General features: G+C 62.0%; 18 protein-coding genes and 1 pseudogene. 14 read left to right on the top strand and 5 right to left on the bottom strand.

The genetic code is table 11. The annotated features are described in order from the left end of the window. Positions 1 to 37: 37 nt before the first annotated feature. A pseudogene (locus BPHY_RS39645) lies at positions 38 to 358 on the top strand (type VI secretion system baseplate subunit TssG); the annotation flags it as partial. A 334-nt stretch (positions 359 to 692) separates the two neighbouring features. Here the strand turns inward: BPHY_RS39645 and BPHY_RS19560 are convergent. After that, the gene (locus tag BPHY_RS19560) at positions 693 to 1,130 is read right to left on the bottom strand and encodes a hypothetical protein (RefSeq protein ID WP_041764408.1); all 438 of its coding nucleotides are present in this window, start codon (positions 1,128 to 1,130) and stop codon (positions 693 to 695) included. Between BPHY_RS19560 and BPHY_RS41805 the strand changes: the two genes are divergently transcribed. From BPHY_RS41805 to BPHY_RS19535, 6 genes are all read left to right on the top strand, one after another. Then, entirely contained in the window at positions 1,129 to 1,323 is a 195-nt protein-coding gene (locus BPHY_RS41805; RefSeq protein WP_157686645.1) for a hypothetical protein, read from the top strand. The two genes, BPHY_RS19560 and BPHY_RS41805, sit on opposite strands and share 2 nt — an antisense overlap. Before the next feature lie 62 nt (positions 1,324 to 1,385). Then, positions 1,386 to 2,075 carry a CDP-alcohol phosphatidyltransferase family protein gene (locus BPHY_RS19555; protein WP_041764406.1) on the top strand — a complete coding sequence of 230 codons (690 nt, stop codon included), beginning with the start codon at positions 1,386 to 1,388 and terminating at the stop codon, positions 2,073 to 2,075. Beyond that, positions 2,072 to 2,941: a HalD/BesD family halogenase gene (locus BPHY_RS19550; protein ID WP_012403177.1), complete on the top strand. Its 870-nt coding sequence runs from the start codon at positions 2,072 to 2,074 to the stop codon at positions 2,939 to 2,941. The genes BPHY_RS19555 and BPHY_RS19550 overlap by 4 nt, the downstream gene beginning before the upstream one ends. Beyond that, a complete protein-coding gene (locus BPHY_RS19545) occupies positions 2,938 to 3,942 on the top strand; it encodes a flippase-like domain-containing protein (RefSeq protein ID WP_041764404.1) in 1,005 nt (334 codons plus the stop codon). The genes BPHY_RS19550 and BPHY_RS19545 overlap by 4 nt, the downstream gene beginning before the upstream one ends. Before the next feature lie 21 nt (positions 3,943 to 3,963). Continuing rightward, the gene (locus BPHY_RS19540; RefSeq protein ID WP_012403175.1) at positions 3,964 to 4,728 is read left to right on the top strand and encodes a phosphocholine cytidylyltransferase family protein; all 765 of its coding nucleotides are present in this window, start codon (positions 3,964 to 3,966) and stop codon (positions 4,726 to 4,728) included. A 227-nt stretch (positions 4,729 to 4,955) separates the two neighbouring features. Beyond that, positions 4,956 to 6,359, top strand: a complete 1,404-nt coding sequence (locus BPHY_RS19535; RefSeq protein WP_012403174.1) for an MFS transporter — start codon at positions 4,956 to 4,958, stop codon at positions 6,357 to 6,359. A 41-nt stretch (positions 6,360 to 6,400) separates the two neighbouring features. Here BPHY_RS19535 and ehuA read toward each other — a convergent pair whose 3' ends face one another. The 4 genes from ehuA to ehuB all read right to left on the bottom strand — a co-directional run bounded on the left by ehuA (position 6,401) and on the right by ehuB (position 9,662). Beyond that, on the bottom strand, positions 6,401 to 7,225 hold the full coding sequence (gene ehuA / locus BPHY_RS19530) for an ectoine/hydroxyectoine ABC transporter ATP-binding protein EhuA (protein WP_041765161.1): 825 nt from the start codon (positions 7,223 to 7,225) through the stop codon (positions 6,401 to 6,403). 59 nt (positions 7,226 to 7,284) lie between these two features. Next, positions 7,285 to 7,944: an ectoine/hydroxyectoine ABC transporter permease subunit EhuD gene (gene ehuD, locus BPHY_RS19525; protein WP_012403172.1), complete on the bottom strand. Its 660-nt coding sequence runs from the start codon at positions 7,942 to 7,944 to the stop codon at positions 7,285 to 7,287. After that, positions 7,941 to 8,612, bottom strand: a complete 672-nt coding sequence (gene ehuC / locus BPHY_RS19520) for an ectoine/hydroxyectoine ABC transporter permease subunit EhuC (RefSeq protein ID WP_012403171.1) — start codon at positions 8,610 to 8,612, stop codon at positions 7,941 to 7,943. Before ehuC ends, ehuD begins: the two co-directional genes overlap by 4 nt. 195 nt (positions 8,613 to 8,807) lie before the next feature. Then, positions 8,808 to 9,662, bottom strand: coding sequence for an ectoine/hydroxyectoine ABC transporter substrate-binding protein EhuB (gene ehuB, locus BPHY_RS19515; protein ID WP_012403170.1), 855 nt, complete (start codon positions 9,660 to 9,662; stop codon positions 8,808 to 8,810). Between the two features lie 239 nt (positions 9,663 to 9,901). Here ehuB and ehuR point away from each other — a divergent pair, with 239 nt between their 5' ends. The 7 genes from ehuR to BPHY_RS19480 all read left to right on the top strand — a co-directional run bounded on the left by ehuR (position 9,902) and on the right by BPHY_RS19480 (position 17,869). Continuing rightward, positions 9,902 to 11,299 carry a MocR-like ectoine utilization transcription factor EhuR gene (gene ehuR, locus BPHY_RS19510; protein ID WP_012403169.1) on the top strand — a complete coding sequence of 466 codons (1,398 nt, stop codon included), beginning with the start codon at positions 9,902 to 9,904 and terminating at the stop codon, positions 11,297 to 11,299. A gap of 155 nt (positions 11,300 to 11,454) precedes the next feature. Then, entirely contained in the window at positions 11,455 to 12,447 is a 993-nt protein-coding gene (gene eutB, locus BPHY_RS19505; RefSeq protein ID WP_012403168.1) for a hydroxyectoine utilization dehydratase EutB, read from the top strand. Then, a complete protein-coding gene (locus tag BPHY_RS19500) occupies positions 12,444 to 13,445 on the top strand; it encodes a cyclodeaminase (protein ID WP_012403167.1) in 1,002 nt (333 codons plus the stop codon). Before eutB ends, BPHY_RS19500 begins: the two co-directional genes overlap by 4 nt. Positions 13,446 to 13,454: 9 nt before the next feature. After that, positions 13,455 to 14,666, top strand: a complete 1,212-nt coding sequence (gene doeA / locus BPHY_RS19495; RefSeq protein WP_012403166.1) for an ectoine hydrolase DoeA — start codon at positions 13,455 to 13,457, stop codon at positions 14,664 to 14,666. 4 nt (positions 14,667 to 14,670) lie between these two features. After that, positions 14,671 to 15,708, top strand: a complete 1,038-nt coding sequence (doeB, locus tag BPHY_RS19490; protein ID WP_012403165.1) for a N(2)-acetyl-L-2,4-diaminobutanoate deacetylase DoeB — start codon at positions 14,671 to 14,673, stop codon at positions 15,706 to 15,708. 15 nt (positions 15,709 to 15,723) lie between these two features. Further along, positions 15,724 to 16,194, top strand: a complete 471-nt coding sequence (locus tag BPHY_RS19485; protein WP_012403164.1) for an Lrp/AsnC family transcriptional regulator — start codon at positions 15,724 to 15,726, stop codon at positions 16,192 to 16,194. Positions 16,195 to 16,363: 169 nt separating this feature from the next. Continuing rightward, positions 16,364 to 17,869, top strand: a complete 1,506-nt coding sequence (locus BPHY_RS19480) for an NAD-dependent succinate-semialdehyde dehydrogenase (RefSeq protein WP_012403163.1) — start codon at positions 16,364 to 16,366, stop codon at positions 17,867 to 17,869. Positions 17,870 to 17,876 lie beyond the last annotated feature (7 nt).

Below are 17,876 nucleotides of genomic sequence, written 5' to 3'. Positions count from 1 at the left end.
GATTCGGCGCCGGTTGTGTTTCAGCCGCTTGACGAGGCGCTTCTGCCTCATCCTCGGGCCGCTCGATATCGGGACGTAGCACCGCGTCACGCTGCGTGGCGACGACCTGCTGCGGCTGGTTGCACTCGTGCGCCAGCGGATTGGTCTCGAGTACGAATGGGAGCTTGAATTGCAGATCAAGCCGCATGGCGCTACCCCAGCAGTGCTTGGCGGCGAGCAGCAGCTTGGCTGGTCGGGCTGGCTCGGGGAATCCCCTTCCGGCGAGCCGATCGTCGGCATGCGCCTTGAACCGGAGCTGTATGTAAAGCACCTCGGGTACAACGTGCGCGCACGGACCGGGAATGAAAACAGTCTATGAATTGCTTCAGACGGATTGGTGCAACATGCGTTGCTTCGCCTGGATTAGTTTCCGCACACGCATGCATTCCAGCCTTTAGCACAAAGGCACCTTCGGGCTAGGGAAGGGTAAGCACACTCGTAGGCTGATGCTGCTCAAGTCGCTCACAAGCTTGGACAAGCACGCAGGCAGGCGCCTGATACGAGTACCGGTTCGAAGGCAGACGCGCCTTCGCGTGCACGTCCCGCATTCCGAGCGGGATCAATGACTTGCGGCGCTCGTGCGCAGGATACTCACAGCCTTACCCACCAAAAGTGTTGATAACTGCAGCCAAGCCTCGAGGGCGAAGCAGCCTTTAGCTGCGCTTGCAGAAAATCGCCGTCACGTGCGGCGCGACGTGATGGACGATGGCGCTGCTGCCCGCCGCCGTCACGGCGGCTTGCACCTTCTCGTCGCTGCCCCAGACCACGGCGCCATACGCCGATTTCGCAAGCGGCTCGCCGCTGCCGACGCGGAAGATGGGATCGTCCTGTTCGTAGCCGACGACCGCGAACACGCTGAAGCCATAGGCGTCGAGATTCGCGCCGCGCACGGGACGGAACGCGTTGATCGAATTGCTTTCGACGCGCATCGGCTTCGGGTCGATCAGCTGTTGCGCGGCGAGGTCGGCGATGAACTTGTGGGCCGATTCATCGCAGAAGAGCGCGGCATCGAGCGATGCAGCACGCGCCGCGAGCGGCAGTGCCGACAGCAGCATAGCGATCCAGGCGGAAAGGACAACAAGGGGTTTCATGTTTTCGGTGAAGCAAGCGCGCGAGCGCTTTGAGTGCGCGGAGAAAAGCGGCAAAAAGCACGAAGAAACAGTGACGATCGGCGCTAAACCAGCGAAAATAGTAAATGGGCGATCCGGTAGCATCGGCGTGACACACGCGCACTCTACCGGCGTTCGGAAAATCGTGCTGTCGGGTGAACGGGTAGGTCTTTGAAAAGCAACAGAATTGTGCCCGACTCAGGCAAGAAATCGCGATCCCGTATATATTTCCGGGTTATGACTTCGCAATCACATCCTCCCCGGAGCGTTCCGCCGCCGCGAATGTGGGACGCCCGGCTTGCCCGGCGGCTCATCATGCCGCTCGTGGATACACCCGTGACGCCAAATCACCTGACCACCGTGCGTCTGCTGATCGGGCTTGCAGGCGGTCTGGCATTGGCGCGCGGCGGTTTCGCGTGGAGCAACGTCGGCGCGTTTCTGATCGTGCTGTCCAATTTCGTCGATCACACCGACGGCGAGCTCGCGCGCGTAAGCGGCAAGACGAGCCGCATCGGTCATTTTTACGATCTCGCGTGCGACGCCCTCGTCACTGTGTTGCTGTTCGGCGGCATGGGGTATGGGATGACGACCGCGCAGGTCGACGGTCTGATTGGGCTGCATCTGCCGCCATTCGTGCTTGGCACGGTTGCGGGCATCGCGGTTGCGTTGATCTTCTTCCTGCGCATGCGCATCGAGGAAATGGCGGGCAAGGCGGGTACGAAGCAGGCGTCAGTAGGCGGCTTTGAAACGGAAGACATTCTGTATCTGCTGCCTCTCGTCACGCTGACGGACGGCGTTGCACCGTTTCTCGTGGCTGCATCGATCGGCGCGCCGCTATTTGCTGCGTATGTGGTGATCGATTACCGGCGCGTGGTGCGCCGCAGTCGCCCGACCCAAGAAAACAGTCAAGCCGTGGTCAGCCGATGAGCGTCCCCGCAGAAGAAAACGTGATTACACCCAACTCGATGGATACCGCAGCCGGCCTTGCGCCGGCTTCTGCCGTTTCTGGAACGGCGTCTGCGCCGGCTTCTCACTCGAATGCCGCGCCTGATCCCGATCGCGCTGTCGCGAGCCGTGTCCGCACGTTCGATAATGCGCAGTTGCGCAAGGACTTCGACGATCAGAGCGCGTTCTTGTACCTCGAAGATTTCCTCGCGCCCGAAGTGACGGCGCAGCTGGTCGCAGCCGCGCGCGCTCTGCTGCCGGAAGTGAACCGCAACTATCTGCCGGGCCACAAGCAGGGCGGCAGCGTCAGCCGTCATACGATCGACCGGCTCGCGCCGTTCATCGCGCAGTTGTATCGCTCGAAAGAGCTGATTGGCTGGCTCGAGCATCTGACGGGCGACAAGCTGCTTCTGTCGCCTGCCGACGATCCGCACGCGTACGCGCTCTACTACTATACGAAGCCGGGCGATCATATCGGCTGGCACTACGACACGTCTTACTATGACGGCCGGCGCTATACGCTGCTGCTTGGCGTGATCGACGAATCGTCGTGCCGTCTCGACTACGAGCTGCACACGCGCAACCCCGAGAAGGCCGACGAACGGGGTTCGGTGCAGATTCCGCCGGGCGGCCTCGTGTTCTTCGACGGCGACAAGCTGCGCCATCGCATCACGCCTGCGCTCGACAACGAAATGCGCGTGTCGCTGACGTTCGAATACGTCACCGATCCGAACATGCGACCGTGGCGCCGCGTGATCTCGAACTTCAAGGACGCCATCGCATACTTCGGCTTCCGCCAGGTGTTCAGCCAGTTTGCGCGCCGCAATGCCAAAGGAGAAGGCGTGTGACGCGTGCAGCCATGATCCTGCTGACGATCGGCGGCGGGCTGTTCGTCGCGCTGCTCGCATGGCAGGGCTTCGGTTCGGTCGTGTCGACGCTGATGGCGGCGGGCTGGGGCCTTGCGATCGTCGCGGCGTTCCATTTGCTGCCGCTTGTGCTCGATGCGGGCGCGATCTCGGTGATGTTCGACCGCAAGCAGAAGGAAGTGACCGAACGTGACGCGGTGTTCGCGCGCTGGATCGGCGAATCGGTGAATAGCCTGTTGCCCGCCGGTCAGATCGGCGGACCCGTGATGATGGTGCGGCAGCTGTCGCAGCGCGGCCTGCGCATGCGCGACGCGGCCGCGGCGATCACCGTCAGCACGACATTGCAAGCGCTCGCGCAGATAGTCTTCGCGATGCTCGGGCTGCTGCTGTTCGGTGCGTCGGCCGCACACGGCGCAATGCAGGATCTGCAGACGGCGGCGCTGATCGCAACGGGCGTGCTCGGCGCGATGATCGTCGGCTTCTATATCGCACAGCGTCGCGGCCTGTTCGGCAAGGCGTTGCGTGTCGTGTCGAAGGTATTCGGCAAGCGCGACTGGTCGGCGCTGACCACGCGCGCCGATGCCGTCGACGTGGCCGTGCGCGAACTATACGATCAGCGGGGCAAGGTCGCCGCGAGTTTCGCCTTCAGCCTTGCAGGCTGGATCGTCGGAACGGTGGAGGTGTGGCTCGCGCTGCGCTTCCTCGGCCATCCCGTCGGCTGGATCGACGCGCTGCTGCTTGAAAGCCTCGGGCAGGCGATTCGCGGCGCGGCTTTCGCGATTCCCGGCTCGCTCGGCGTCCAGGAAGGCGGCTATCTGCTGCTGGCGCCTCTCGTTGGCCTGCCGCCGGAAGCGGCGCTGGCGCTGTCGCTGGTGAAGCGCGCGCGAGAGCTGCTGCTGGGCTTGCCGGGCCTGCTTTATCTGCACTTCAGCGAACGTAGCTGGCAGCGGCGGCGCGCAACGCGTCTGCCCGCTGTCGATTGATTTTCTTAGAAAGGACCGCGAATGCGCGCCATCATTCTTGCTGCAGGTCTTGGCCTGCGTCTTCAGCAACCCGTTGGAGAACAGTTTCCCAAATGCCTGCTGCGCTTCGACGGCGTGACCTTGCTCGAGCGTCATCTGCAGATGCTCGATGCTGCGGGTGTCGACGACGTCGTGCTGGCGCTCGGCTTCCAGCCGGAGCTCGTTGAAGCCGAACTGAAGCGGATCGGCTGGCCGCACAAGGTCGAGATCAGGCTGAATCCGCGTTTCGACCTCGGCAGTGTGCTGACGGTCCACACCGTAGCGGACGCGATGACGAGCGGCGGTGATGTGCTGCTGATGGATGCCGACGTGCTGTACGACGAGCGCATCCTGAGCGCGCTGGTGGCGGACGAGCATACGAATCGCCTGCTCATCGACCGTGATTTTGAAGCCGGCGATGAGCCTGTCAAGCTGTGCCTGAAGGACGGCGTGCCCGTCGAGTTACGCAAGCAATTGGCGGTCGGGCTTGAGTACGACACGATTGGCGAGTCGGTTGGATTTTTCCGTCTGCGCGAGGAGACGGCGAAGCGTTTTGCCGAGATCGTCGCGGGGTATGTCGACAGTGGTCGCGCGAATATGCCTCACGAGGAGGCGGTGCGGGATCTGCTGCTCGAGCGTAGCCATGTGTTCGACACGGCGGATGTGACAGGCGCGCCGTGGATCGAGATTGATTTTCCGAACGATGTGAAGCGCGCTACGGATGAGATCTTGCCGGTATTGCAGCCGCTCGTGGGCGCGGCTCGATAAGGTGTTTTGCTGGTGGTTGCACTCGCATGCGAGGCTCGTTTTTGTGCTTCGCTGGCATCCGCGATTTGCCCTCATGCTTCATGCGTTGCCCCGCACAGGGGCAACACTAGCGAACCGGAAGCAAAACGCGGATGGCAGCGAAAGGCGAAGCGACAGCTAAAGGCAAAGCCGAAAGGCAAAGCGACAGCCAAACCCAAAACCAACCAGCGTAGCAAAAATTCCAATTCATGCCACTGGCAATAGGCGCGTTCATCGTCCCCCTGATCGTCGCCTGCGCGATGTTCATGGAGAACGTCGACTCGACAGTCCTGGTCACCTCGCTGCCGGTGCTCGCCCGCGATCTCGGCCACGACCCGATCACATTAAAACTCGCGATTACCGCCTACGTCATCGGCCTGGGCGTCTTCATTCCCGTATGCGGCTGGGTCGCCGACCGCTACGGTCCGCGCTCCGTCTTCCGCACGGCAATCGGCATCTTCATGCTCGGTTCGCTGATGGCGGCCGCATCGACGAATCTGCCGCTCTTCGTCGCCGCGCGCTTCGTGCAAGGCATCGGTGGCGCGATGATGGTCCCCGTCGGGCGCATCATCATCTTCCGCTCAGTGCCGAAGTCGGACTTCATCCGCGCCGTCAACTATCTCACCGTGCCCGCACTGCTCGGACCGGTGGTAGGCCCGCCGCTAGGCGGCTTCATCACGACGTATCTGCACTGGCGCCTTATCTTCATCGTCAACATTCCGATCGGGCTGTTCGGCATCTGGCTCACGAACCGGCATATCGCGAACATGCGCGAAGCCCATCCGGGGCCGCTCGACTGGACGGGCTTCGTTCTGTCGGCGACCGGCGCGTCGCTGTTCATGCTGGGCTTGTCGCTGGTCGGCGGCGAGCTGGTATCGGACGGCGTCTCGACGGCCATGTGCATCGTCGGCGCTTTACTGCTCTTGATCTACTGGCGCTACGCGAGCCGCGTCGAACGTCCCGTGCTCGATCTGAAACTGCTGCGCATTCCGAGCTTCCACGCGAGCGTCGCAGGCGGCTCGCTGTTTCGTATCGGACTCGGTGCTGTGCCGTTCCTGCTGCCGCTCGCGTTGCAGGAAGGACTCGGCATGACGCCGTTCGGCGCCGGCACGATCACGTGCGCGTCGGCGTTCGGGTCGATCTTCATGAAGACGATCGCGTCCTCGGTGCTCGCGCGTTTCGGCTTTCGACGCGTGCTGATGTTCAACGCCATCCTCGCCGGGTGCGCGATCGCGAGCTACGGGCTCTTTGGACCTGGCACGCCGCTCGCGTTGATCTGGTGCATGGTGCTGTTCGGCGGCTTGTTTCCGTCGTTGCAGTTCACGTCGCTGAACTCACTCGCCTATGCGGACATTCCGAGTTCCGACGTGGGGCGCGCGACGAGCGTCGCGAGCGTCGTGCAACAGATTTCATTGGGGCTTGGTGTGACCATCGCGGGCATCGTGCTGCAGATTTCGCATAAGCTGCAAGGACATCCGACCATCGTGTGGACCGACTTCTGGCCTGCGTTCTTCGCGGTTGGTCTATTTTCGCTGGCGTCGATTCCCGTGACGGCGAAGCTGCCGCACCACAGCGGCGAAGAACTCGCCCGCGGCAAAAGAGGGCGGGCGTAGAACACGCGCGACGCTCGCTGCTGCGAACCCCGCGCCACACCTCAAACAGCTTCGCGAACCGCGCGCAAGAACTGCTGCGTGCGCTGATGCTGCGGCGAGGTGAAGAACTGCTGCGGCGGGCCCTGCTCGATAATCTTACCCTGCGAGAAGAAACACACACGGTCCGCGAATTCGCGTGCAAAACCCATCTGATGCGTGACCATCAGCATCGTCAGATTGTGCTCTTCGCCAAGTCGGCGGATCACGTTCAATACTTCGCCGCAGAGTTCGGGATCGAGCGCGGACGTCACCTCGTCGAACAGCATGACTTTCGGCCGCATCGCCAGCGCGCGTGCAATCGCAACACGCTGCTGCTGACCGCCCGACAGTTGCGACGGATAGTGATTGCACTTGTCATCGAGTCCGACCAGTGTCAGCAATTCGCGCGCGCGTTCCGTCGCTTCCTTCTTTGACAGGCCGAGCACCTGCATCGGCGCTTCGATCGTATTGGCGAGCGCCGTCATATGCGGGAACAGGTTGAAGCTCTGAAACACCATGCCGATCTTGCTGCGCACGCGGCGCAAATGTGCCGGCGATGCCGGTACCAGCGAGCCGTTCTTGCGCATGTGCGTCAACGGTTCGCCGTCCACTTCGATCATGCCCCCCGTCAACGGATCGAGTGTCATCAGCACGCGCAGCAGCGTCGATTTACCGGAGCCGCTCGGGCCGATGATCGCCACTTTCTCGTTGGGCGCGATGTCCAGATCGAGTTCGTCGAGCACGGTGAGCGCGCCGTAGCGCTTCGTCACGCCGGCGAACCTGACCATCGGCTGTTCGCCTTTCGTGTTCGACGTTTCGCTTAGCGCGGCAACGGGATCTCGCTTCATCTCTTTCTCCATCACGGGGGACTCGGACTGCAAACGGGTGTGGGTATCTGCGTATGTTTTCATGGCAGCCTCAGGCGGAATTCCAGCCGCCGCACGAGTTGCGCGAATGTAATGCTGATGACGAGGAAGAACAGGCCCGCGAGCGTGATCGGCTCGAGGTAGCGGAACGTTTCCGAACCGACGTTCTTCGCCTGCTGCATCAGTTCGACCACAGTGATGGCCGAAAGAACAGGTGTGTCCTTGAACATCGCGACGAGGTAATTGCCGAGCGCAGGAATCACGGGCCGAACGGCCTGCGGCAGAATCACGCCGCTATACGTGCGCCACGGCGACAGCGACAACGCGCACGCTGCTTCCCACTGGCCTCGCGCCACGCCATTCAGCCCCGCGCGATAGACCTCCGACGTATAACACGCATAATGCAGCGCAATGCCGATCGTGCCCGCTGTGAGTGCTGACATCGTCACGCCGTAGATGGGAAGCACATAGAACAGCACGTACACCTGAATCAGCAGCGGCGTGCTGCGGATAAACTCGACGACGAATCCGACCGTGCGCGAAACAGGCTTGATATGACTGCGCCGGAGAATCGCGAACACGAGGCCGAGCACGAGTGCAATCGAAAAGCCGACCAACGTGATCAGAATCGTGTACACAGATGCGCGTGCCAGATCGGGCAGAATGCGCGCGGCGTATTGCAAATCGAAGAAGTGATTCATGGCGCCGCCTTTCGCGTGGTGTGAGCGATGATGCCGTGACTCACGCGCCGTTCGAAATGACGCATCAACGTGGCGAGCAACTGTGCGAGCACGAAGTAGATGATGAGCGTGAGGCAGAAGATCTCGGCCGTCTTGAACGTCGCTTCGTCGAGCTGGCGTGCGCGGAACGTGAGGTCCGACAGTGTGATCAGCGAGACGAGAGACGTGCCCTTCAACAGTTCGATCATCAGGTTCGTCGCGGGCGGCAATGCGTTGATCATCGCCTGCGGTAACACGATGCGGCGCATGCGAGTGAAAGCCGACATGTTCAATGCGACGGCGGCTTCGAATTGACCGCCCGGCACCGAGCGCAGTGCGCCGCGCAAGATCTCCGAACCATAGGCGCCGTAATGCAGACCCAGCCCGACGATAGCCACCGTGAACGGCGTCAGTTCGATTCTGAACGGCGGCAGCGGCAGCACGAAAAAGAACCAGAAGAGCTGCACGAGCAGCGATGTGCCGCGAAAGACTTCGACATACACGTTGCCCACCCAGCGCACGGGCGCCCAGGGTGCGAGCTTGGCGGCCGTGGCGACGAATGCCATCGCGATGGCGAGCAGCGTGCCAAATGCGGCAATCTCGATCGTGACGATGGTGCCTTGAAGCAGCAGGGGAAACAGTTCACGCATGGCGGTTGCCTCGCTTGCATGATCGCGCGTGGACGCGCGCTGGATTGGATGCGGGAAGCAATTTGGATGCCTCGCTGGAGCGCGCAATTCTCGTTGCGCTGCGCGTGACGCAGTGCGTCAGCCGTGCACGGAATCGTGCCGTTGTGACGGATACACATGCAGATGCATGCATGGCCGTCACGATATGGCGTTGAATTACTTGCCGCAAATATCCGCGGCTGTCTTCGTAGTCAGGTTCGTCTTGTCGAAGCCGAACGGTTCGACCGTCGCGAGGTGATCGGGCGTGCCGAGCCATTGATGCAACTGCTTGTTCACGGCATCGCGCAGATCCGTGTCTTCAGGCCGGAACGCGAGCGCGCCATAGCCCGTATGTTTCGGATCATCCTTGAAGGTCGAGACCGTTTCCACCTGGCCCGCGTCCTTCGATGCGAGGCCCTTCATGGTGAGCGCCGTGCCGGCTGCGGCATCGGCGCGGCGCGTGCGCACAGCCTGCAATTGGGCCGTCGTATCGGGCACCTGCAACAACTGCCCGTCCTTGACGCCCGCATCGCGCGAATTGGCGACTTCGACGGCGCCCGACATCACCGCGAGCTTGATGTCCGGCTGCTTCGCAATATCGCCATAGCTGTGCAGATTCTTCGGATTGCCTTTCATCACGAGCAGCGTGTCCTGGATCTGATATTGCGGGTCGGCGAATGCGACCTGCTTGCAGCGCTCGGGTGTGATGTACATGCCCGCCGCGATCACGTCGAAACGGCCCGCGCGCAGGCCCGGAATCAGCGAGCCCCACTCTGTCAATACGGCATCGACTTTCTTCACGCCGAGTTTCTCGAATATCTTGCGCGAGATTTCCGGCGATTCGCCCGTTACCTTGCCATCGGGCTGCGTGTAAGCGAAGGGTGCTTCGTTCGCGTAGCCGATGCGCACCTCGCCGGTGCGCTGGATGCGCTGCAACGTCGTTTCAGCCGACGCGAACTGGGTGTGCATGGTGAGACCGGCTGCCGCGAGGCAGAAGGCGCCGAGCATGACTGACGTGCGCTTCGATTTCATGTCGATTCCGTGTGAGGGCGAATGAGAGTGATAAATGGCGCGGTGCAGCGTGCGCCTAAAACCCGGGAAAACCCGATGTGGCAAGCATTCCAGAGCATTCGACATGTCCCGGATGCGACCCATGAACGCAGCATACAAAGCCATTTTTTCGTTGCGATTGCTCTAGGACAATAATTTTCCGGGGCGCTTTCGTCGCACTATGCATGTTGTGAACATGCCTTGTACGGGAGAGGCGGCAGGTGATCGAACATTGGCGGGAAGCGGTCGGCGCGGTGCATGGCGTCGAGTCGAAATACAAGAGACTGGTCAAGGCGATTGCCAGCGACATCGAAAGCGAGTCGCTGCGCGCCGGCGCGCGTCTGCCGCCGCAGCGCGACGTCGCGTCGGAACTCGCGATCAGCGTGCAGACGGTCACGAACGCTTACAAGGAACTGGAACGTCAAGGGCTGATCCGCTGTGAAGTGGGGCGCGGCAGCTTCGTGGCCGAGCGTGTCACGGAGACGATGTCCAACTACATGCTCGATACGGCGGAACGGTCCGTGGTCGACTTTTCGATTGCGCGAATCATCCACACGCCCGAACACGACGCGATGTGGCGCAAGGTCTGCGCAACGCTCTCGAAGATCGAAGACCAGCCGTGGATACGCGCATTCAGGCCGATTGCGGGCTTCGAGCATCATCGCCAGGCGGGCATCGCGTGGCTGCAGTCGATGGGCATGCCTGCTTCGATGGATACGCTGCTCGTCACGAATGGCGCCGCGCACGCAATCTTTCTCGCGCTTGCATCGCTCGTCGGTCCCGGCGATACGGTGCTGTGTGAAAGCTTGACCGATCACGGCGTCATTGGCTCCGCGAATGTCCTGGGGTTTACGTTGAAGGGACTCGAGATCGACGAGTACGGCATTCATCCCGAGCACTTCGAAGAGATGTGCGACAGCGAGCGCATCACGGCCCTCGTTTGCACGCCGACGCTGAACAATCCGACTGTCGCGCTGATGCCCGAATCGCGGCGGCGCTCCATTGCGCGCATCGCGGCGCGCTACGGCGTGTTCGTGATCGAAGACGATGTGTATGGCCCTTTGCCCGCTACGCGTCCCGCGCCGATTTCGAGCCATATCCCCGATCTGTCCTTTTATTGCACGAGCATGTCGAAGTCGGTGCTGGCGGGTTTGCGCATCGGCTATATGACGACGCCACGCCGTCTCGCGCTGCGTGCGGAAAGCGTACTGCGTGTCAGCAGCTGGATGGCGACTTCGCCGATGGCGGAGGTCGCGACACGCTGGATCAACGACGGCACGGCCACGCGTCTTGTCGAGATGCAGCGCGGACGGCTCGCTGTGCGCCAGGCGCTTGCGCAAGACGTGCTCGGCCCATATGTGCTCGGCTCGCATCCGCAGGCGCTATCCGTCTGGCTGCGTGTGCCGGATCACTGGCAAGCCGAGCGGCTCGTGCGCGAGCTGCGCAACCGGAACATTGCGGTGACGTCGCCCGATCCGTTTCTCGTGCGCGGCGCCGAACGTCCCAATGCCGTGCGGCTTTGCGTGGGCGCGGAAGTGAGCGACGAAGTATACGAGGACGCACTCCGAACGATGCGCGATGTGTTCGAGCAATATCCGCAGGTGCATGACTTCGGTTGAGCGTGTCATCGCACGAGGACACGCAAAACAAAATGTACCAGGACAATAGAAAACATTATTTAGAACATTAGACTGGCCGCACTGAGTCCGTTGTGACACGCGTCGAATTGCGCGACGCGAGCCGCATCGGTCGTGAATATGTGCAAGGCCCGTCAATGTCCGACCTCTCGCTTGCCGATGTCTATCGCGCCCGGCGCCGTATCGAAGGGCGCGTGCTGCGCACGCCGCTCGTCGCGTCGTCCGTCTTGTCGGCGCTCGCGAACGCCCCCGTCTATCTGAAACTCGAAACCGTCCAGCCGACAGGCAGCTTCAAACTGCGCGGCGCGACCAATGCGCTCATGCGTCTGGCCGAAGCGGGCTGCACGCGCGTCGTCACGGCATCGACGGGCAATCATGGGCGCGCCGTCGCTCACGCAGCGCGCGCGCTCGGCATCGAGGCGGTCGTGTGCATGTCGTCGCTTGTGCCGTCCAACAAGGTCGAAGCTGTGCGCGCGCTCGGCGCACATGCGCACATCGTCGGCAAGAGCCAGGACGATGCGCAGCATGAAGCACAACGTCTCGTGCGCGAAGAAGGCTATGCGTACGTGCCGCCTTTCGATCATCTCGAGGTGATCGCTGGACAAGCGACCATCGGCATCGAAATCATCGAGGACTTACCAGACGTCGAGCAGATCGTCGTGCCGCTGTCGGGCGGCGGGCTCTTCGCAGGCGTTGCGTTTGCCGCGAAGCGGATAGCACCTTCGGTGCGTCTGGCGGGCGTGACGATGGAGCGCGGCGCCGCGATGCATGCAAGCCTCGCGGCCGGCAAGCCCGTGCTCGTCGATGAAGTGGAAACGCTCGCCGATTCGCTGGGCGGCGGCATCGGGCTCGATAACCAGCACACTTTTTCGCTGACGCGTCAGTTAATCGACGACGTCGTACTGGTCGACGAGGCATCGATTGTGCGCGGCATCGTGCACGCATACGAAGAAGAGCATCTGGTGCTGGAAGGGGCTGCCGCCGTCGGCATTGCGGCGCTGCTCGCGGGACGGCTCGGTGATCCATCCGCGCCGCGCGGTCCGATCGTGCTGATCGTGACGGGCGCCAATATCGATATGAACCAGCACCGCCGCATCGTCGGCAAGGCCACACAAGGAGCAACGGCATGACGGCCATTACCCTGCTCGGCGAGGCGCAACTGCGGGAACTCGTGCCGCTCGATCTTGCCGCGATCGACCAGATCGAAGCCGCGTTTCTGTCGCTCGCTACAGAAGCCGTCGCGATGCCACCCATCTTGCGGCTCGACCTGCCCGAGCATCGCGGCGAAGTCGATGTGAAGACTGCGTATCTGCCGCGCTTCGACAGCTTTGCTATCAAGGTGAGCCCAGGATTCTTCGATAACCCGAAGCTCGGGCTGCCGAGCCTGAATGGCCTGATGCTCGTGCTGTCGACGAAAACAGGGCTCACGGAAGCCGTGTTGCTCGACAACGGATATCTGACGGCCGTGCGCACGGCGGCGGCGGGCGCCGTTGCCGCGCGCTGGCTCGCGAAACAGCATGCGCCGAATGTCGCCGTGATTGGCGCAGGCGAACAGGCACGACTGCAATTACGCGCGCTGACGATGGTGCGAAAAGTTGAGCGCGTCACAGTGTGGGCGCGCAATCGCACGAGCGCAGAGAAGTTTGCTGCGGAGATGTCAGCGCAATTGCACATCGCATGCGAAGTCGCGCGCGACGTGCATCACGCGTTAGCCCAAGCGGATATCGCGATCACGACGACGCCGAGCACCGAGCCGCTGGTTCATGCGGAGGACTTGCATGCCGGCCTGCACATCACCGCAATGGGCTCGGATGCAGAGCACAAGAACGAGATCGCACCGCAAGCACTGGCAGCGGCGCGCTATGTGTGCGACCGCGTCACGCAGACGCGCGTGCTGGGCGAACTGCATCACGCGCTGGAAGCGGGTGCCGTCGATGCAGGCGCACAACACACAGAACTAGGACAGATCATCGCAGGACAAGTCCGATGCCGCACGAGCGACAACGACGTGACGCTGTGCGACCTCACGGGCACGGGCGCGCAGGACACGGCAATCGCGACACTCGCGGTCGCGCGTGCACGCGCGGCCAACGCAGGGACCATTTTCCGCAACGACATGAAGCGCTGAGAGGAGACCATGTCAAACACATCTCAACCGGCAGTGACGCCCGTCGTCCGCCTGCCGTTCGATCGCAGCGAGTACGACGCGCGCATCGCGAAGACGCGGCGCGCAATGGAGAAAGCCCAGATCGATCTGCTGATCGTGACGGATCCGACCAACATGGCCTGGCTCACGGGCTACGACGGCTGGTCGTTCTATGTACATCAATGCGTGCTGCTGGCGCTCGATGGCGAGCCCGTCTGGTACGGCCGCGGGCAGGATGCAAACGGCGCGCTGCGCACTGTGTTCATGAAGCGCGAGAACATCGTCGGCTATCCGGATCACTACGTGCAGTCCACCGAGCGTCATCCGATGGATTATCTCGCGCGTGAAGTGATCCAGGCGCGTGGCTGGCAGGCGCACCGCATTGGCGTCGAAATGGACAACTACTATTTCAGCGCCGCCGCTTATGCGTCGTTGCAACGCAACCTTCCACAGGCAACGTGGCGAGATGCGACGGCGCTCGTCAACTGGCAGCGTGCCGTGAAGTCGCCGCGTGAGATCGAGTACATGCGCATTGCCGCGCGCATCGTCGAGAAGATGCATGCGCATATCGTCGAGCGGATCGAGCCGGGCATGCGCAAGAACGACCTTGTGGCGGAGATCTATTCGGCGGGCGTGACGGGTGTGGACGGATATGGCGGCGACTATCCCGCCATCGTGCCGCTGCTGCCGACGGGCGCCGACGCGGCGGCGCCGCATCTCACGTGGGATGACACGCCGTTTGCAAATAACGCGGGCACCTTCTTCGAAATCGCGGGTTGCTTCAAGCGCTACCACTGCCCGCAGTCGCGCACCGTCTATCTCGGCAAGCCGCCGAAGCATTTCATCGATGCGGAAAAGGCCGTTGTCGAGGGCATCGAAATGGGTCTCGCAGCCGCGAAGCCGGGCAATACCTGCGAAGACATTGCCAATGCGTTTTTTGCGGTGCTGCGCAAATCGGGCATTGAGAAGAACAGCCGCTGCGGTTATCCGATCGGTGCGAGCTATCCGCCCGACTGGGGCGAGCGCACGATGAGCTTGCGTCCCGGGGACAAGACGGTCCTCGAGCCGGGCATGACGTTCCATTTCATGCCTGGCCTGTGGCTCGATGACTGGGGGCTCGAAATTACCGAGAGCATCCTGATAACGGAGTCGGGCGTCGAGACATTCTGCAACACGCCGCGCAAGCTGTTCGTGAAGGAGTAGTGCAATGCGGGCATCACCCATTTCGGCCTCGGTCGATTTCAACGCAGACGGCGAACAGCACGGCTTCCTCAAGCTGCCGCATTCGCACGACGCATCGGCCTGGGGCGCCGTGATGATCCCCATCACGGTGATTCGCAACGGCGAAGGCCCGACGGCACTGCTGACGGGCGGCAATCACGGCGACGAGTACGAAGGGCCTATCGCGTTGTCGAAGCTTGCGTCGACGTTGAAGGCGCGCGACGTAAAAGGGCGCGTGATCGTCGTGCCGTTCATGAACTACCCGGCGTTTCGTGCGGGCAGCCGCACGTCGCCGATCGATCGCGGCAATCTCAATCGGGCGTTTCCGGGGAAACCTGACGGCACGGTCACTGAGAAGATCGCCGACTACTTTCAGCGCTATCTGCTGCCGCTCGCGGACTATGTACTCGATCTGCACGCGGGCGGCCGCACCCTCGATTTCGTGCCGTTCGCCGCCGTGCATGTGCTGGACGACGCGAAGCAGCAGGCGCGTTGCGAAGCGGCGATGCGCGCGTTCGGCGCACCGTATTCGATGCGGATGCTCGAACTGGATAGCGTCGGCTTGTTCGACACGGCCGTCGAGGAAGCGGGCAAGGTATTTGTATCGACGGAACTGGGCGGCGGCGGCACGGCGACGGTGCAGAGCATTGCTGTGACTGAGCGGGGTGTGCGCGGCTTTCTCGCGAACGCGGGTGTTTTGTCGTTACGCGACGGCGTCGGCGATGTAGCGCGCACGACCACCTTGCTCGATATGCCGGACGCCAGCTGTTATACGACGAGCGAGCACGACGGGTTGCTAGAACTTTGCAAGGACCTTGGAGACAGTGTCGAAGCGGGCGATGTGATTGCGCGCGTGCACGACATGACACGCACTGGGGCGGACCCCGTCGAATACCGGGCGAAACGCAGTGGATTGCTTGCGGCGCGCCATTTTCCGGGTCTGGTGCATATCGGCGATACGGTGGCCGTGGTGGCCGATATCGTCGAACGTGGCATTCCCGTTTCTGATCTGGCGAAGCGTTAGGGGCGTGTGCCGACGATGAAACTCGATCGCTACGATCTTGCCATCCTTCGCATCCTTGCGGGGGACGGACGCATTACGAAGTCGCGTCTCGCCGAGGAAGTGAATCTCTCTATCTCGCCGGCGTGGGAGCGTGTGAAGCGGCTTGAAGAGAGTGGTGTGATTCGTGGTTATCGGACAGACATTGATTGGACTAAAGCATTCAAGGGTAGCCGCATTATCGTCGAAGTGACGCTGGCGAGGCATACCGCTCAGGATATGCGGCGCTTCGAGGAGCGGGTTTTAGCTGCTGAAGAAGTGACGCAGTGCCATGCCACCGGCGGGGGCGTTGATTATGTGCTCCATGTGGTGTCTCGTGATATCGATCACTATCAGCGGTTTATCGATGCTTTGCTTACCGAAGAGATTGGGATTGAGCGTTATTTCACTTATGTGGTGACGAAGGTAGTGAAGGATGGCGGCGAAGGGTTTCCCGAGTGGGAGGCGTGATCGCTGGCCGTGCTAGCGAAGCAGAACCCGTGGATGACGGCAAAGAAAATGTGAAAGCGGCGACGCAAAAAACAGAAAAAACACGAACCGCAAGAGCCGCGAACAAAAAAAGCACGGCGCGCAGCGCCACTAAAGTGTCGATAAGGAAATCGCATAGAGGAGAGCAACCATGCTGCTAGGTCATCCCGTTCTGTTCAAGTCCCTGTGTTACATAGACGGCCGCTGGGTCCACAGCGAGACAGCGTCCACGATAGCGGTGCAGAACCCCGCGGACCAGGAGGTGATCGGTCACGTCCCGATGCTGGAGCGTCAGCAAATCACCGAAGCAGTAACGTCAGCACAAAAAGCATTTGAAACATGGCGCTGGGTGCCGGTAGCAAAACGCGCGGCGTTACTGCTGCGCTGGCACGAGCTCGTGTTGCGTCATCGTAACGATCTGGCAGGCATACTCGCCCTCGAGCAAGGCAAACCGCTCGCCGAAGCACAAGGCGAGATCGCTTATGGCGCGAGCTTCATCGAATGGTTCGCGCACGAAGGCAAGCGCCTGAATGGCCGCACCATTCCGACTCACATCGACGGCGCCCATCTCGGCACGATGATGGAACCCGTCGGTGTCGCTGCATTGATCACGCCGTGGAATTTCCCCAACGCGATGATCACGCGCAAGGCGGCGGCCGCGCTGGCAGCCGGTTGCACAGTCGTCGTGAAGCCTGCGCACGAGACGCCGTTTTCCGCTCTGGCACTTGCTCAACTCGCGGAAGAAGCCGGCTTCCCGCCCGGCGTATTCAATGTCGTGCTCGGCGAGCCGCAAATGGCGATGGAAACGCTGGTGCGCGATCCGCGTGTACGCACCGTGAGCTTCACGGGTTCGACGCGTGTGGGTGGCCTCGTCATGCAGGCCGCCGCGCAAAGCGGCATCAAGAAGACGGCGCTCGAACTCGGCGGCAATGCGCCGTTCATCGTGACGGAAGATACCGATCTCGAACAGGCGGTGCGCGTTGCCGTCGCCGCAAAGTTTCAGACGTCGGGGCAGGACTGTTGCGCCGCGAATCGCATTCTCGTTGCACGGGCCGTATACGACACGTTCGTCGAACGATATGCGCAGGCCGTGCGTGCGTTGAAAGTGGGCGCGGCATTCGAGCCCGGCAGCGAAGTCGGGCCGCTGATGCATCAGGCCGCATTCGATTCGACACAACAGCGCGTCGAAGATGCCCGCGCCAAAGGCGCGCGTATTCTCACGGGCGGCACGCCGCATGCTCGTGGTGGATGGTTCTTCGAGCCGACCGTGATCGCCGATGCCGCAAAAGGCATGCGCGTCTACGACGAAGAGAACTTTGCGCCCATCTCAGCCGTGTCGCCGTTCGACACGCTCCAGGAAGCGATCGCGCGCGCCAACGACACGGAGCACGGTCTCGCCGCCTATCTGTGCGCAAAAGACCTGAACACGGTCTTTCAGGTGATACGCCAGTTGGACTTCGCGATGGTCTCCGTGAACGGCGCGAAGTTCACTGGCGCGCCGATCCCATTCGGCGGAATGAAGGCATCGGGTCTCGGCCGCGAAGGCGGGCTTGAAGGCTTCGATGCCTTCGTTGAAACCCGTTATTTCTGTCTCGGTCAGCTGGGCTTGCCTATCGCCGACGCTGTCGCTTCCGTTCACCGGCCGCTTGCCGCGTGAGCGTCTC

This window comes from Paraburkholderia phymatum STM815, assembly GCF_000020045.1.
GTDB classification, from domain to species: domain Bacteria; phylum Pseudomonadota; class Gammaproteobacteria; order Burkholderiales; family Burkholderiaceae; genus Paraburkholderia; species Paraburkholderia phymatum.
Note: the sequence above shows the minus strand (reverse complement) of the source record. Positions and strands in the feature narration are given on the sequence as shown.

Coding starts and splice junctions, on each gene's coding strand:
- BPHY_RS19535 (WP_012403174.1), top strand. CDS start 4,956: ATGCCACTGGCAATAGGCGCGTTCATCGTCCCCCTGATCGTCGCCTGC.
- BPHY_RS41805 (WP_157686645.1), top strand. CDS start 1,129: ATGTTTTCGGTGAAGCAAGCGCGCGAGCGCTTTGAGTGCGCGGAGAAA.
- eutB (WP_012403168.1), top strand. CDS start 11,455: ATGTCCGACCTCTCGCTTGCCGATGTCTATCGCGCCCGGCGCCGTATC.
- BPHY_RS19480 (WP_012403163.1), top strand. CDS start 16,364: ATGCTGCTAGGTCATCCCGTTCTGTTCAAGTCCCTGTGTTACATAGAC.
- ehuA (WP_041765161.1), bottom strand. CDS start 7,225: ATGAAGCGAGATCCCGTTGCCGCGCTAAGCGAAACGTCGAACACGAAA.
- ehuC (WP_012403171.1), bottom strand. CDS start 8,612: ATGCGTGAACTGTTTCCCCTGCTGCTTCAAGGCACCATCGTCACGATC.
- BPHY_RS19500 (WP_012403167.1), top strand. CDS start 12,444: ATGACGGCCATTACCCTGCTCGGCGAGGCGCAACTGCGGGAACTCGTG.
- BPHY_RS19550 (WP_012403177.1), top strand. CDS start 2,072: ATGAGCGTCCCCGCAGAAGAAAACGTGATTACACCCAACTCGATGGAT.
- doeB (WP_012403165.1), top strand. CDS start 14,671: ATGCGGGCATCACCCATTTCGGCCTCGGTCGATTTCAACGCAGACGGC.
- BPHY_RS19555 (WP_041764406.1), top strand. CDS start 1,386: ATGACTTCGCAATCACATCCTCCCCGGAGCGTTCCGCCGCCGCGAATG.
- ehuB (WP_012403170.1), bottom strand. CDS start 9,662: ATGAAATCGAAGCGCACGTCAGTCATGCTCGGCGCCTTCTGCCTCGCG.
- BPHY_RS19540 (WP_012403175.1), top strand. CDS start 3,964: ATGCGCGCCATCATTCTTGCTGCAGGTCTTGGCCTGCGTCTTCAGCAA.
- ehuD (WP_012403172.1), bottom strand. CDS start 7,944: ATGAATCACTTCTTCGATTTGCAATACGCCGCGCGCATTCTGCCCGAT.
- BPHY_RS19560 (WP_041764408.1), bottom strand. CDS start 1,130: ATGAAACCCCTTGTTGTCCTTTCCGCCTGGATCGCTATGCTGCTGTCG.
- doeA (WP_012403166.1), top strand. CDS start 13,455: ATGTCAAACACATCTCAACCGGCAGTGACGCCCGTCGTCCGCCTGCCG.
- BPHY_RS19485 (WP_012403164.1), top strand. CDS start 15,724: ATGAAACTCGATCGCTACGATCTTGCCATCCTTCGCATCCTTGCGGGG.